The sequence below is a fragment of the Rhizobacter sp. LjRoot28 genome (genome assembly GCF_964253025.1).
GTDB lineage: Bacteria > Pseudomonadota > Gammaproteobacteria > Burkholderiales > Burkholderiaceae_C > Rhizobacter.
This window is the reverse complement of sequence record NZ_CAXUQC020000001.1, coordinates 2,990,000-3,003,332: the sequence shown is the minus strand read 5'-3', so window position 1 is coordinate 3,003,332 and position 13,333 is coordinate 2,990,000. Positions and strand designations below refer to the sequence as shown.

Below are 13,333 nucleotides of genomic sequence, written 5' to 3'. Positions count from 1 at the left end.
CCGCTGGGGCGAAGGCCGCGTCAGGCGCGGCCGTTCAGTGGGGGGAGGAAGCGGCGTAACCGTTCGGCGGCCAGCGGCTTCGGCAGCAGGAAGTCGATGCCGGCGGCCTCCAGGCGCTCGTGGTCCTCGGGGCGCGAGGCGGCGGTCACGGCGATCACGACCAGCTCGGTGCCCAGCTCGCGGCGCAGCTGGGCGGTGAAATCGGCTCCGTCCATGCCGGGCAGGGCGAAGTCCACCAGCACCGCAGCCGGCTGGAAGCCTGCCGCCTCGGCGAGTGCGGACTCGGCGTCGCCGTAGGCCTGGACGGTGTAGCCGTCGGCCTCGAGCAGGAGCGAGAACGCCTCGCGGATATCAGGGTCGTCCTCGAGGATGAGGACCCGTACGACTTCCTTGTCCATGGTCTCCCGTGCCGATTCAGCGATAGCCTTCCGGATTGGCGCTCTGCCAGCGCCACGCGTCCGCGCACATGTCGGCGAGGCCGCGACGCGCGGTCCAGTCGAGCACTTCCCGTGCTCGCGTCGGGTCGGCATAGCACTCGGCCACGTCGCCGGGGCGGCGGTCGACGATCTCGTGGGCCACCGGACGACCGCTGGCCGCCTCGAAGGCCTTGATCACTTCGAGCACGCTGTAGCCCTGGCCGGTGCCGAGGTTGACGGTCACCGAGGCGTCGCGGTCGATGAGGTGGCGCAGCGCGGCGACGTGGCCGTCGGCCAGGTCCATCACGTGGATGTAGTCGCGCACGCCGGTGCCATCCGGCGTGGCGTAGTCGCCGCCGAAGACCTGAAGCCGCGGCCGCTTGCCCACGGCCACCTGGGTGACGTAGGGCATGAGGTTGTTCGGGATGCCGCTCGGGTCTTCGCCGATGCGGCCGCTGGGATGGGCACCCACGGGGTTGAAGTAGCGCAGGTAGGCCACCTTCCACTGGGGCGTGCAGCGCTCCAGCTCGCGCAGCAGTTCCTCGCCCATGAGCTTGGTGGTGCCGTAGGGGCTGGTGGCCGCCAGGGGCGAGTCCTCGGTGATGGGCAGGCGCTCCGGCTGGCCGTAGACCGTGGCCGAGGAGCTGAACACGATGCGGTGCACGCCGTGGTCCTGCATGGACTGCGCCACGGTGACCAGCCCGCCGATGTTGTTGCGGTAGTAGGCGAGCGGCATGCGGGTGGACTCGCCCACCGCCTTGAACGCGGCGAAGTGCACCACCGCGTCGATCGCATGTTGATCGAACACCCGGTCCATGGCCGCCTTGTCGGTGACGTCGGCTTCGACGAACACGGGCGTCATGCCGCCGAGCTCGGCCAGGCGCTCCAGCACGCGCGGCGAGCTGTTGGAGAAGTTGTCGACCCCGACGACGTCGAACCCGGCCGCATGGAGGGCAAGCCAGGTATGGGAGGCGATGTAGCCGGTGGCACCGGTGAGCAGGATGCGAGCCATGAAGGGTTCTTGAAGGGGCTGAAGGTCGTGGGACGGGCGGTGCTGCGCCGCGATGATAGGGCCGGCCCCATGACAGGCGCATCCCCCTCGATGAATGCCCCCAGGGTTCGCCTCGGGCGTTCAGGCCCCACCCTACAATCGCCGGATGCTCAATGCCATCACCTCCTCGCTCGGCTCCGCGGCCATGGAGCGCATCACCCTGCTGCTCAACCATGTGATCGCCGCGGAGACGGTCGCGACCGACCGCCTCCGGCCGCACGCCGGGCGCACCATCCAGTTGCACTGGACGGGCTGGCCGTCGCTGCTGCCGGCGCCGCCCGTGGTGGCCTTCGCCGTCACGCCGGCCGGACTGCTGGAATGGGCTGGCGAAACGCCGCCCGCCGCGCCCGACCTGCGCGTCTCCCTCGACGCGTCCAACCCGGCCCGCCTGGCCGCGCAATGGTTCGCCGGCGAGCGCCCGAGCGTCAACATCGAAGGTGATTCCGCCTTCGCGGCCGACGTGAGCTGGCTCATCGAGAACCTGCGCTGGGACATCGAGGACGACCTCGCCCGCATCATCGGCCAGGGCCCGGCGCACCAGCTGTCGCGGGCGGCCGGCGCGCTGTCGTCGGGCTTCACCTTCGCCGCTCGCCGCTTGCAGGACCTCGTCGCCCGCGGCGGCCCGCGATGAGGCACATCGCCCGGCTCCTCTACATCATCGTCACGGTTCTTCGCTACGGCCTTGACGAGGTGGCGCTGTCGGGCTTCCGGCAGCCGTGGGTCCGGGCCTTCGTGAAGGTGGTGACCGTCGGGCGCCGCCTGCATGCGCCGCCCGGCCAGCGCCTGCGCGAGGCGCTGGAGCGGCTGGGCCCGATCTTCGTCAAGTTCGGCCAGGTGCTGTCGACCCGCCGTGACCTGCTGCCCGATGACATCGCCGACGAACTGGCACGCCTGCAGGACGACGTACCGCCGTTCCCGGCCGCCGTGGCCCGCCAGCTGGTGGAGCGGGCCTTCAACCGGCCGATCGAAGCCATCTTCGCCACCTTCGAGGCCGAGCCGGTGGCCAGCGCCTCCATCGCGCAGGTGCACTTCGCCACCTTGAAGGACGGCCGCGAGGTGGCCGTGAAGGTGCTGCGTCCCGGCATGCTGGCCGTCATCGACGACGACATGGCCCTGCTGCGCACGCTGGCCCGCTGGATCGAGCGCCTGTCCGTCGATGGCAAGCGCCTCAAACCGCGCGAGGTGGTGGCCGAGTTCGACAACTACCTGCACGACGAGCTCGACCTGGTGCGCGAGGCCGCCAACGGCGCCCAGCTGCGACGCAACATGGAGGGGCTCGGCCTGCTGCTGGTGCCCGAGATGATCTGGGATTACTGCACCCAGACGGTCATCGTGATGGAGCGCATGAAGGGCGTGCCCATCAGCCAGACGCAGCGCCTGCGCGACGCCGGCGTCGACATCCCGAAGCTCGCCCGCGACGGCGTGACGATCTTCTTCACCCAGGTGTTCCGCGACGGGTTCTTCCACGCCGACATGCACCCGGGCAACATCCAGGTGAGCGTGGACCCGGCGAGCTTCGGCCGCTACATCGCGCTCGACTTCGGCATCGTGGGCACGCTGACCGAGGTCGACAAGGACTACCTCGCGCAGAACTTCATCGCCTTCTTCCGCCGCGACTACAAGCGCGTCGCCGAGCTGCACATCGAAAGCGGCTGGGTGCCGCCGGGCACGCGGGTCGACGAGCTCGAAGGCGCCATTCGGGCGGTGTGCGAGCCGCACTTCGATCGGCCGCTCAAGGACATCTCGCTCGGCCAGGTGCTGCTGCGCCTGTTCCAGACCTCGCGCCGCTTCAACGTCGAGATCCAGCCGCAGCTCGTGCTGCTGCAGAAGACGCTGCTCAACGTCGAGGGGCTGGGCCGCCAGCTCGATCCCGAGCTCGACCTGTGGAACACGGCCAAGCCCTTCCTGGAACGTTGGATGAACGAGCAGGTGGGCTGGCGCGGCCTGCTCGAAGGCATCAAGAAGGAAGGGCCGCGCTATGTGCAGCTGCTGCCCGAACTGCCCCGCCTGCTGCACCAGGCGTTGCAACGCCCTGCACGAGACGACCATGCCCTCTTGCTGCGCATGGTGTCGCAGCAGCGCCGAACCGAGCGGCTGCTGATCGCCCTGATCTCGGCGATGCTCGGCGTGGCAGGCGGCGCGGGCCTCATGTGGTGGCTGGTCCGCGGACCGGCGTGGGGTTGAGGGCGAGCGGCATCGGTGCCGAGCCCACCCGGGGCGCCGGCGGCCGCGCCGCATAGCGCACGAAGCGCAGGCTGATGCCCAGGCCGCGGCCGTCGAGTCCCGTGCCGGCTTCCACGTCGGCGCCATGCAGCTCGGCGATGCGGGCCACGAGCGACAAGCCGATGCCGCTGCCCCGCCCGGGCGTGCCCGGCACGCGGTAGAAGCGATCGAACAGGCGGGCCAGCTCGCCGGACGGCACGCCGGGCCCGTCATCGCGCACCGCCAGTTCCACACACCAACCCGTGCCGCAGGGCACCCGGCGGCAGGCCACCTGGATGCGCGAGCCGGGCCCGCTGTAGCGTTGCGCGTTGTCCAGCAGGTTGCGCAGCAGCACGCCCAGCGTGTCCACGTCCACCGGCAGGGCGCACGCCTCGGCATCGAGCTGCAGGCGCTGGCGCGCCTGGCGGGCGGATGCATCGAAGTCCTGCACCACCATCTCGACGATCTCGTGCAGGGCCACCTCCGGCTGGGTGTCGCTGGGCGAGGCGTCGAGGCGGGCCGAGTCGAGCAGCTGCTCGGTCAGCCGCGACGCGCGCTCGATCCCGCAGAGCAGGGGCTCGGCCGAGGCGCGGCTTTCCTCGAGCGTGCGGGCGGACTGCACCAGGCGCGCCTGCGTCGTGAGCACGGCCAGCGGGGTGCGCAGTTCGTGGGCCGCGTCGGCGAGGAAGCGCCGCTCGCCGCGCAGCGCGGTGTCCAGCTGGCCGAGCAACTGGTTGAAGCCCTCGACGAGCGGCCGCAGTTCCTGCGGCAGCCCCGCCATGGGCAAGGGCTGCAGGTCGAGCGCGGCCCGGGAGTCGAGCGCGCGCCGAACGGTGAGCACCGGCCGGAGCATCCAGCAGATCGTCCACCACGACACCGTGCCCAGCAGCACCATCGCCAGCAGCGCCACGGCCAGGCTCCCGCCGAACCAGGAAGACAGCTCCGCATCCAGCGTGCGCTGCGACTTGGCGACCTGCACCTGCACCTCGCCCGAGGCGTCGCTGATGGTGTAGACCCGCCACGGCTGGCCGCCGGCTTCCGATTTCCCGAGCCAGTCCGGCACGTCGAAGCGCACGGGGACCCATGGCACCTCGGGCGCATCGGCCGAGCGCAGGATCACGTGGCCGTCGCGATGCCACACCTGGTAGCTGAGGTGCTCCTCGCGCATCGGCACCGCGTCGGGCAGCCGAAGGGGCCGGCCAGCGGCGGCCGGCCCCATGCTGGCCGGCACGGAGCGGAGGATCTGCTGCCCCACGGACTGCATCATGGTGTCCCAGTGGCCCGATTGCTGCTGCGCCATCTGCACCACCATGCAGCCGATCCAGATGGCCCAGACGATGCCGATGGCCAGCATCAGGCTGATGAGCAGGCGCACCCGCAGCGATCGGATCGTCCACAGCTTGATCATCGTGCGTCTCCCATGCGGTAGCCGTGCCCGTGCACGGTGGTGATCAGTTCGTCGCCGAGCTTCTTCCGCAGCTGGTGCACATAGACGGCCACGGTGTTGCTTTCGATGGCGCTCTCGCCGCCGTACACCGCTTCCTCCAACTGCGCGCGGGTGACGACGCGGCCCGCACGTTCCATCAGCGCCATGAGGGTGCGGTACTCGTGCACGCTCACGGAGACGGGTTCGCCATCGCGCGTCACCGCGCGGCGGGCCGGGTCCAGGCGCACCGACCTCACCACCAGTTCGGGGGCGACGCGGCCCTGGGCACGACGCAGCACCGCGCGCAGCCGGGCGCTGAGTTCATCGGGCTGGAAGGGCTTGACCAGGTAGTCGTCGGCGCCGGCGTCCAGACCTTCGATGCGGTCGCTCAGCTTGTCGCGGGCCGTGAGGATGAGCACCGGCGTGGTGTCGTAGCGCTCGCGCATGCCGCGCAGCACCTGGAGTCCCGAGCCGCCGGGCAGGCCGAGATCGAGCAGCACGGCCGCGTAGCCGTGGTCGCCGAGGGCCAGTCGGGCGGCCGGGGCGTCGGTCGCCGCGTCGACGCGATAGCCCTCGCGTTCGAGGCCCGCCTGGACGGCGGCCCCGAGCATTGCATCGTCTTCGACCAGGAGCAGTTGCATGGGCGTGCGTGTGAAGTGAGTGCCGAGGCAGAACCGCAGTGTGCGGACGAGCCATTAAAAACTTCTTAATGGCGCCGCCGCACGATGCGGCACGAACACGGATTCAGGAGAGGGCGATGATCGAGTTGAACCTTCCGGGATGCAAGCTCCCGCGCGATGCGGGCAGGCAGTCGGGGAGCCTGCCGGGCTGGGCCCGCCTGTGGCCCCGGCGCCCCCAGCCTTTCGCGCCCGGGTCGGAAGGGCCGACCCTTACGTCCGCCGCGACGCCCGGCGTGGTCGCGACCCGGCCGGTGGCCCCGGAATGCGAGATCGACCGGGCCGCCCGCGAGGCTTGGCGGGATCCCGTGCAATACCGCCGGGAGCTGTTGCCGGCCGGATCGCGTGAGCGCCGCGTGCTGGACGAAGCCGCTGCCCGGTCCCGGTGGAGCCGATCGTTGTCTCCTGGGCAGGCACGCGGCGTGGCCCTGGGCGAGGCCAGCGGGGCGGTCGCCGCCTGCGTCGTCGAGCTGTCGGCGGGCCCCGGTGGCGTCGTGGTGGCGCGCATCGTGGCCGCCGTGGACTGCGGCGCGGTGATCGACCTCGACCTGGCGGGCCAGGAGGTGCGCGAGGCGCTGACGAGCGCGCTGTGGGCCGACGACGCGTCGCACGACATCATGGCCGGCGAGGTGAGGGTGGAGGTCTGGTGGGTCTGCAGCGACGCCCCCTGCACCGACCGCGCTGCCGCGGCCCGTTCGGCCCTGTCGCCGGCCCTCGAAAACGCCTTGCAGGCGTTGCGCCTGGATGCGCTGCGCCTCGAAGCCCTCGAACGCGTGGGCGGCATGCCGCGCGCCATGGCGCCGGCGAACCGCTGACGGCGCCCGCAGGCAGCTCACGCAGATCGGGGACCGCTCGTCGCAACCGACTTCGCGCTGCCCGGAACCCGGTCCACAGTGACATCGCCCCGGCCCACGAGGCCGGCCGACGTACTCAGGAGAATCCGATGAAGACCTTGTCCAAGACCCTCTCCTTTGCCCAGATGATGGTCAGGGCGCAGCAGCGCCACGAGCACCGGGGCGGCCGTCCGCCCGCAGCCGCCCTGGCCTCGCCCCAGAACGAAGCGGCGCCAACCCGCCCGCCCAAGGGCGAGCCGGCGCGCTTCGGCTGGTTCCTTCTCACTCCCCGGTTGTGAGCCCCGAGGGCCGTCGGGCTCAACGCGCCTCGTACACCGTGATGGTGACGCGGCCGAGGCCCGGGGCGATGGTGCCCACGTATCGACCCCGGTTGAGCGCATCGTGGGCGCCGTCCGTGCGCGCCTCGAAGCCCACGGCGGTCAGCGAGCCCGAGGCGAAGTCACCGCAGTTGCGCACCACCACCGTCTCCCCGTTCGCGGCCGTCACGGTGTAGCGCGCCTCGATCTGCAGCTCGCCGGCCACCGTCAACTGGTGGTCCGCCCCACCCGGATCGACGGCTCCGCTGCCCAGGGCGCCGCTGTGGGTCCCGCCGGTGATGGGAATGATGTTGCGTCGTCCGCGCTTGGACTCGCCCACCGTCTGCGAACTGCCGATGCTTACCCGGGCCTGCAGCACCTGGCTGCCTTGCGCGGTGCCCGCTGGCGGCGGGCCGCAGTTCCAGGCTTGCTGGGGCAGGGAAGGGTCCGCCGGAACGCGCACGACGGGATCGCCTGGCGGCGCCGTGGCCGAGACCTCATGCACCGACAGGCGGATGCCCTGGGGCGTCACCTGCCGCCGTCCCACATAGGTGCCGCGGTTCAGCCACTGCCAAGCACTGGCGGAGGGTGCCTCGAACTCCGCAACGAAACGGATGTCGGCCCCATCCGCCACGCCGCAGGTGCGCAGGTAGATCAGCGTCTGGTCCGGTGCGCGCAGGGTGTAGCGGGCTTCCTGCTCGACCGCACCGCTTGGCAGCAGGAGTTCGAAGTCGAGCGCGCCAGGCAGCACGCTGCCCGTCAGGCCTCCGCCGGCGAGCGTGCCTCCCTGTGTGCGAGTGACATGGCGCTGCCCATACGGCGTCGCGCCGACCCGGCGTGGCGGATCAGCCGCGAGCGTGGTGGTGAACACGGCCGCGCCGCGGGCCGGGTCCGGAATGCCGCCAGGCAGCCCGCACGTCCAGCTCGGGTCAGGCACGATGGTGTGCGCCGAAGGCACTGGCTCGCATCCGTCGCAAGGCGGGGTCGGCTCGCCTTCCAGCCGCAGGCGGGCGACCGTGAAGGTTTCGAGCGCGTTGCTGGCGTTCACCGTGAACTGCAGCGCCACCGGCCCGGTGACGTCCCCGAGTTCGAACACGGCCGCCCCCGAGGCGCTCGCCGTCGATTCCAGGGTTCGCGTCTGGCCGGCGATCGTCGCGGTGATGGTGGCCGCCTCGCCCGCATCGAGTCCGCTCGTGGCGCGTTCCACCGTGACGCGAAGGCGGCCGTGCCCGGTGGTGTCGATCGCCGGGCCGGTCAATCGCCCGGGGCCGCTGCCGCCGCGAAGGCGAGCGCCGTAGCTGCCGGTGGAGACGCTCCCGCTGGCTGCGTACGGGCCGAGTCCGGTGGCAAAGGCCTGTTCGGCCAGCACCGCGGTGAGCGCTGGCTGTGACGAGGCCATGAGGAAGGCCGCTGCGCATGCCGTCGGCAGCCAGCGGGAGAGCAGGTGGTTCATGAGCTTGCCTTCATGCAACGAAGAGGGGCGCCCGGCGCGGGTGTGCCGGAGCGCCGATGGGACGCCTGCGCGTGCGCCGTGGGGCTGCCGTCGGCGGTTCGGCGCAGGAGCGCGACGAATCAGCGGCTGCAGGCGTCGGCCGGCAAGCCCGGCGTGACCTGGGTGCTGAACACCTTCCAGGCATCGTCCGAGGGCCGGCCAAAGCTGGTGCTGGTGCAGTAGCCGTGGCCGCAGGCCAGGCTCGCAAGGCCCACCACGACACCCCCATTGCAGTTGCGGTACTGCTTGTTGTTGGACGACAGGAACGACCAGGTGGTGGTCGGGGTGCCCGTGCAGCCGTTGAGCTCCGCCCACTTCTGGAAGCTCGCGTTGGCCGACAGGTGGGTGACGGTCTGACCGGCCACCGAACTGGTGCCGCCGTTGTAGCGAACCAGCAGGTCGCGTGTGCCGGCGTACTCCAGCACCGAGATGGGCCGCGAGGGCGCGCACACATAGTCCTGCGGGCTGCTGTGCAGGTGGAAGACCACGGGCGCGGCCGCGGCGAAGAAGTCGGCCTCAGTGCAGGCCATCTTGTGCGAGAAGCCGCCGCCCAGCGAGGTTCCACTGATGTAGACCCGGTTCGGCGCGATGCGCACGCGGGCGGAGACATGGTCGACGATCGCCTTCATCAGGCCCGTGTCGTCGACACCGGCGTTGAACCCCGCGACGTTCCAGGCGTTGTCGACCCCGTCCGGGTAGGCCACGACGAAACTGCGGGCGTTGTCGGCGGTGGTGTCCCAGCCGCTGTCGGACTGCTGCGCCGAGGCGCTGCTGCCCAGGCCGTGCAGGCTCAGCACGACCGCGGCCGGGGTGGTCAGGTTGCGCGGGATGTGCAGGCGGTAGCTGCGCGTCAGACCACCGTGTGACACGGTGAAGCTGTGGTTGCCGGCGGCCAGCGTGCTCGTGTTGCAGACGGCGGCCTGCGAGTGTGTGGCCGGCAGCACGAGCAGTGCGGACAGGGCGAGGGCGCTTGCCGCGGCAAGGCGTGTGAGGGGCGTGTGCATGGACATGTCTCCAGGAGGATTTGCCGCTCTGTGGGCGGCGTGGTCGCGTCGGCCAAGTCACTGGGCCGCCCGCGGGCCGAGCGCCGCGAGCGCAGGCGCCGCGGAGCTCGAGGCGCGGCCTGACTGTAGGAAGCGCACGTGGGGCGGTCTTTCAGGATCGTGCGCACCGCGGCGCACGATGGTGACGGCCCGCAGCGGCGGCGACCGTGCGTTCAGCGCTGTTCGCGCAGCTCGCGGGGAGAGCGACCGAGGACACGCCGACAGACAGCCGCGAAGTGGCTCTGGCTGGAGAAGCCGACCGCGAGGGCGACCTCGGCGATGGACAGCGAGGTACCGCTGAGCAGCGTGTGCGCACGAATCAGCCGCTCGCGCAGCACATGCTGGTAGGGGCTGCGCCCCACGGTGTTCTGGAACAGGCGACAAAAGTGATAGCGACTGAGGCCCGCCTCGCGCGCCAGATCGGCCAGGCCGATGCTGTCGGCCAGGTGGATGCGAATGTAGTCCTCGACCCGCCGCAACTGGGCGACGGCCAGCACCGCCCCGGCCTCCCGGCGATCGTCGGCGAGCCGCCCGAAGCGGCGGTGCGCGTAGGCTGCAAGCCCGAGGGTCAGGCTGTCGGTGAAGAGCTTGCCCTGCGGGCACCCGGCGTGCACCTCCTTCCAGAGCGCGAGGATGAGGGCGGCCAGGTCGGGATCGGTGAACCGGGGCGTGCCGTCCAGCGTGTCGCGGGCGAAGCGGGCGTCGCCGCCGTCCACGGCGACCAGCCGCGCGGGGTCCAGCTCGACCGAGATGAGGGTGGCCTCGCTCGCCTTCCACTGCGCCGAGGTGATTTCCCGGCGGCCGCTGTAGCACATCATGTCGAAGGCACGGTACTCGGTGCTGCTGTCGTCCAGGCCCATGCGCAGGCGGGCGGAGGCCCGTCCCTGGCACATCAGCGTGAGGATGGGATGGTCGGCGCGAACGTGTCGGTCGTGCACCTCGGCCGGCATCCGGTAGCGCACGATGCGCACGCCCGTCCAATGGGCCAGGTTCTCGGGGCGGTAGGCCGGCTCCGTCGCGAGGGGGGCCAGCCGGTCGGACTTCGAGACCCAGATGTGGTGGTCCTGCATGGTGCGCGCCGCGTGGGCCCGGGGGTGGGCTGACGATGCTGCGCGTCGCCCGGGCCCCTCACCATCCGGGCGTCTCCGGTTGACGGTGCCCGCCGTTCTGGGGGGTGCGACACGCCATGTCGAAATATTCGACGCCCGTGCGTTGGCGCCACGGTATGGCACACCGCTTGCGGGGATAATGCCGCCCACTTCGATTTCCGTCGGACCCCGCGCCAAGCGCTCCTGGAGACACCTTCCCCATGCTGCTGACCCTGGTCTTCCTCTACCTGCTCGTCACCATCGGCATCGGCCTGTGGGCGGCCAAGCGTGTCAAGAACACGGCCGACTTCGCCATCGCCGGGCGGCATCTGCCCCTCGTGATGATCATCACGACCACCTTCGCCACCTGGTTCGGCTCCGAGACGGTGCTGGGCATTCCGGCGAAGTTCGTCGAAGGCGGCTTGGGCGCCATCGTGGAAGACCCGTTCGGTGCGGGCACCTGCCTCGTGCTGGTGGGCCTGTTCTTCGCGGCCAAGCTGTACCGCATGACGCTGCTCACGATCAGCGACTACTACCGCGAGCGCTACGGGCGCGGCGTCGAGCTGGTGTGCTCGCTGATCATCATCCTGAGCTACCTCGGCTGGGTGTCGGCGCAGGTCACTGCGCTCGGGCTGGTGTTCAACCTGCTGTCCGCCGGTGCCATCAGCATTCCGGTGGGCATGGTGATCGGCACGGTGTCCATCCTGGCCTACACCCTGTTCGGCGGCATGTGGTCGGTGGCAGTGACCGACTTCCTGCAGATGATCATCCTGGTGGTGGGCCTGAGCGTGATCGCCCTGTTTGCGGCTGAACAGGCGGGCGGCGCCGACAAGGTGATCGCGCTGGCCTCCAGCCGCGACCTGTTCAAGTTCTGGCCCGAGCCGACCTTCACCCAGATCGCCTTCTTCATCGCCGCGGCGATCACGATGATGCTCGGGTCGATTCCGCAGCAGGACGTCTTCCAGCGCGTCATGTCGGCCAACAGCATCCAGGCCGCCACGCGCGGGCCCGTCATCGGCGGCGTGGCCTACATCCTGTTCGCCTTCGTGCCGATGTTCCTCGTCACCAGCGCGCTCATCATCATGCCGGAGCAGGCCGCCACCCTCATCAAGGAGGACCCGCAGAAGGTGCTGCCCACGCTGGTGCTGGAGCACATGCCGTTCGCCATGCAGGTCATCTTCTTCGGTGCCTTGCTCTCGGCACTGAAGTCCACCGCCTCGGCCACCCTGCTCGCGCCGTCGGTCACCTTCGTCGAGAACATCTGGCGCCAGTTCTTCCCGCGCATCAACGACCGTCAGGAGCTCTTCACGATGCGGGTGGCCGTGCTCGTGTTCAGCGCCTGCGTCTGCGCCTACGCCATCGCCCTGGAGGGCACGCCCATCTACGACATGGTGTCCGGCGCCTACCAGGTGACGCTCGTCGGCGCGGTGGTGCCACTCGCCTTCGGCCTGTACTGGAAGCGGGCCACCACCCAGGGCGCGGTGACCTCCATCGTGCTCGGCATCGGCACCTGGCTGGTGCTGCTGAACACCGCGCTCGGCGAGGCGTTCCCGGCCCAGTTGGCCGGCTTTGCGGCGGCCATCGTGGGCATGGTGGCGGGTACCTTGGCGCCCCAGGTTCTTGCGAATCGGCACGGCGGCCACAATCTGTTGGCCGGCGCCGAGAAGGCCTGATACCCGTGGCCGGGCGCGCGCATGCCGGAGCACCGGAAGGTGCCCCGGGGGACTATAATTTTCTGTTTTGAATCAAAGGCTTAGCCATGCCAATCTACGCCTATCGCTGCGAAGCCTGCGGACACGCCAAGGATGTGCTGCAGAAGATCTCCGATCCCGTGCTGACGGTCTGCCCCGCTTGCGGGGCGTCGGCGTTCCAGAAACAGGTGACGGCGGCCGGTTTCCAGCTCAAGGGTTCCGGCTGGTACGTGACCGACTTCCGCGGCGGTGCCTCCACCGCCACCCCGCCGCCGGCCGAAGGCGGCAGCGCCCCGGCGCCCGCGGCTTCTCCGGCGCCGGCAGCGGCGGCGGCCCCGGCGGCCGCCAGCCCGGCGCCCGCGCCGGCCGCACCGAGCCCGGCCCCGAAGACCGGCTCCTGACGCCGTCGCCGCGCCCTCCCAAGGAACCTCTTGAAAAAATACCTCCTCGCCGGCCTGCTGGTCTGGATGCCGCTGACCATCACGCTGTGGGTGCTGTACTCGGTGCTCGGCCTGATGGATGGCCTCTTCGGCAGCGTCATCACGGCCGCGCAGGCGGTGCTGCCGTGGGGCCCGGTGCGCGACGTCCTCGAAGGCCTGCGCCGCATTCCCGGGCTGGGCGTGATCGTCATGGCCGTCGGCCTGCTGCTGACGGGCATGTTCGCCACCAACATCTTCGGCCAGTGGGCGCTTCGCCAGTGGGACCGGGTGCTGAGCAACATCCCGATCGTCAAGTCGATCTACAACTCGGTCAAGCAGGTGTCGGACACGCTGTTCTCGAGCAGCGGCAATGCATTCCGCGAGGCGGTCCTGTTGCAGTACCCGCGCCAGGGATCGTGGACCATCGCCTTCGTCACCGGCAAGCCGGGCGGCGAGGCCGCCGTCCACCTGAGCGGCGACTACTTGAGCGTGTACGTGCCCACGACACCGAACCCCACGTCCGGCTTTTTCCTCATGGTGCCGCGCGCGGACGTCATCGAGCTGAAGATGAGCGTCGACGAGGCGCTGAAGTACGTCATCTCGATGGGTGTGGTCGCGCCGCCGATGCAGCAGACGGCCTTGCCCGAGAATCACATCCACGTGACATGAACGGCGCGG

General features: G+C 70.4%; 14 protein-coding genes. 7 read left to right on the top strand and 7 right to left on the bottom strand.

Going from position 1 to position 13,333, the window contains the following annotated elements; genetic code table 11:
* Window positions 1-20: 20 nt before the first annotated feature.
* Both ACSQ2F_RS13735 and galE read right to left on the bottom strand, forming a co-directional pair.
* A complete protein-coding gene (locus ACSQ2F_RS13735; protein ID WP_436023688.1) occupies window positions 21-398 on the bottom strand; it encodes a response regulator in 378 nt (125 codons plus the stop codon).
* 16 nt (window positions 399-414) lie between these two features.
* Window positions 415-1,428 carry a UDP-glucose 4-epimerase GalE gene (gene galE, locus ACSQ2F_RS13730; RefSeq protein ID WP_436023686.1) on the bottom strand — a complete coding sequence of 338 codons (1,014 nt, stop codon included), beginning with the start codon at window positions 1,426-1,428 and terminating at the stop codon, window positions 415-417.
* 145 nt (window positions 1,429-1,573) lie between these two features.
* Here galE and ACSQ2F_RS13725 point away from each other — a divergent pair, with 145 nt between their 5' ends.
* Together ACSQ2F_RS13725 and ubiB are read left to right on the top strand one after the other, a co-directional pair.
* Window positions 1,574-2,098, top strand: coding sequence for a hypothetical protein (locus ACSQ2F_RS13725; RefSeq protein WP_436023684.1), 525 nt, complete (start codon window positions 1,574-1,576; stop codon window positions 2,096-2,098).
* Window positions 2,095-3,651: a ubiquinone biosynthesis regulatory protein kinase UbiB gene (gene ubiB, locus ACSQ2F_RS13720; RefSeq protein ID WP_436023682.1), complete on the top strand. Its 1,557-nt coding sequence runs from the start codon at window positions 2,095-2,097 to the stop codon at window positions 3,649-3,651. Before ACSQ2F_RS13725 ends, ubiB begins: the two co-directional genes overlap by 4 nt.
* Here the strand turns inward: ubiB and ACSQ2F_RS13715 are convergent.
* Together ACSQ2F_RS13715 and ACSQ2F_RS13710 are read right to left on the bottom strand one after the other, a co-directional pair.
* Window positions 3,614-5,077, bottom strand: a complete 1,464-nt coding sequence (locus ACSQ2F_RS13715; RefSeq protein WP_436023680.1) for an ATP-binding protein — start codon at window positions 5,075-5,077, stop codon at window positions 3,614-3,616. The two genes, ubiB and ACSQ2F_RS13715, sit on opposite strands and share 38 nt — an antisense overlap.
* On the bottom strand, window positions 5,074-5,736 hold the full coding sequence (locus ACSQ2F_RS13710) for a response regulator transcription factor (protein ID WP_436023678.1): 663 nt from the start codon (window positions 5,734-5,736) through the stop codon (window positions 5,074-5,076). The genes ACSQ2F_RS13715 and ACSQ2F_RS13710 overlap by 4 nt, the downstream gene beginning before the upstream one ends.
* Window positions 5,737-5,852: 116 nt before the next feature.
* Here ACSQ2F_RS13710 and ACSQ2F_RS13705 point away from each other — a divergent pair, with 116 nt between their 5' ends.
* A complete protein-coding gene (locus ACSQ2F_RS13705; protein WP_436023676.1) occupies window positions 5,853-6,587 on the top strand; it encodes a hypothetical protein in 735 nt (244 codons plus the stop codon).
* 128 nt (window positions 6,588-6,715) lie between these two features.
* Window positions 6,716-6,904, top strand: a complete 189-nt coding sequence (locus ACSQ2F_RS13700; protein ID WP_436023674.1) for a hypothetical protein — start codon at window positions 6,716-6,718, stop codon at window positions 6,902-6,904.
* Between the two features lie 19 nt (window positions 6,905-6,923).
* Here the strand turns inward: ACSQ2F_RS13700 and ACSQ2F_RS13695 are convergent, their stop codons facing one another.
* The 3 genes from ACSQ2F_RS13695 to ACSQ2F_RS13685 form a co-directional block, all read right to left on the bottom strand.
* Complete coding sequence (locus tag ACSQ2F_RS13695; protein WP_436023672.1) at window positions 6,924-8,375, bottom strand: DUF3237 family protein; 1,452 nt, start codon at window positions 8,373-8,375, stop codon at window positions 6,924-6,926.
* 119 nt (window positions 8,376-8,494) lie between these two features.
* A complete protein-coding gene (locus tag ACSQ2F_RS13690; RefSeq protein WP_436023670.1) occupies window positions 8,495-9,418 on the bottom strand; it encodes an alpha/beta hydrolase family esterase in 924 nt (307 codons plus the stop codon).
* Between the two features lie 212 nt (window positions 9,419-9,630).
* A complete protein-coding gene (locus tag ACSQ2F_RS13685; RefSeq protein ID WP_436023668.1) occupies window positions 9,631-10,527 on the bottom strand; it encodes a helix-turn-helix transcriptional regulator in 897 nt (298 codons plus the stop codon).
* Window positions 10,528-10,766: 239 nt separating this feature from the next.
* Here ACSQ2F_RS13685 and ACSQ2F_RS13680 point away from each other — a divergent pair, with 239 nt between their 5' ends.
* The 3 genes from ACSQ2F_RS13680 to ACSQ2F_RS13670 all read left to right on the top strand — a co-directional run bounded on the left by ACSQ2F_RS13680 (window position 10,767) and on the right by ACSQ2F_RS13670 (window position 13,324).
* Complete coding sequence (locus ACSQ2F_RS13680; RefSeq protein WP_436023666.1) at window positions 10,767-12,218, top strand: sodium:solute symporter family protein; 1,452 nt, start codon at window positions 10,767-10,769, stop codon at window positions 12,216-12,218.
* An 86-nt stretch (window positions 12,219-12,304) separates the two neighbouring features.
* The gene (locus tag ACSQ2F_RS13675) at window positions 12,305-12,637 is read left to right on the top strand and encodes an FmdB family zinc ribbon protein (protein WP_436023664.1); all 333 of its coding nucleotides are present in this window, start codon (window positions 12,305-12,307) and stop codon (window positions 12,635-12,637) included.
* A 30-nt stretch (window positions 12,638-12,667) separates the two neighbouring features.
* Entirely contained in the window at window positions 12,668-13,324 is a 657-nt protein-coding gene (locus ACSQ2F_RS13670) for a DUF502 domain-containing protein (RefSeq protein ID WP_436023662.1), read from the top strand.
* The last annotated feature ends 9 nt before the right edge of the window (window positions 13,325-13,333 follow it).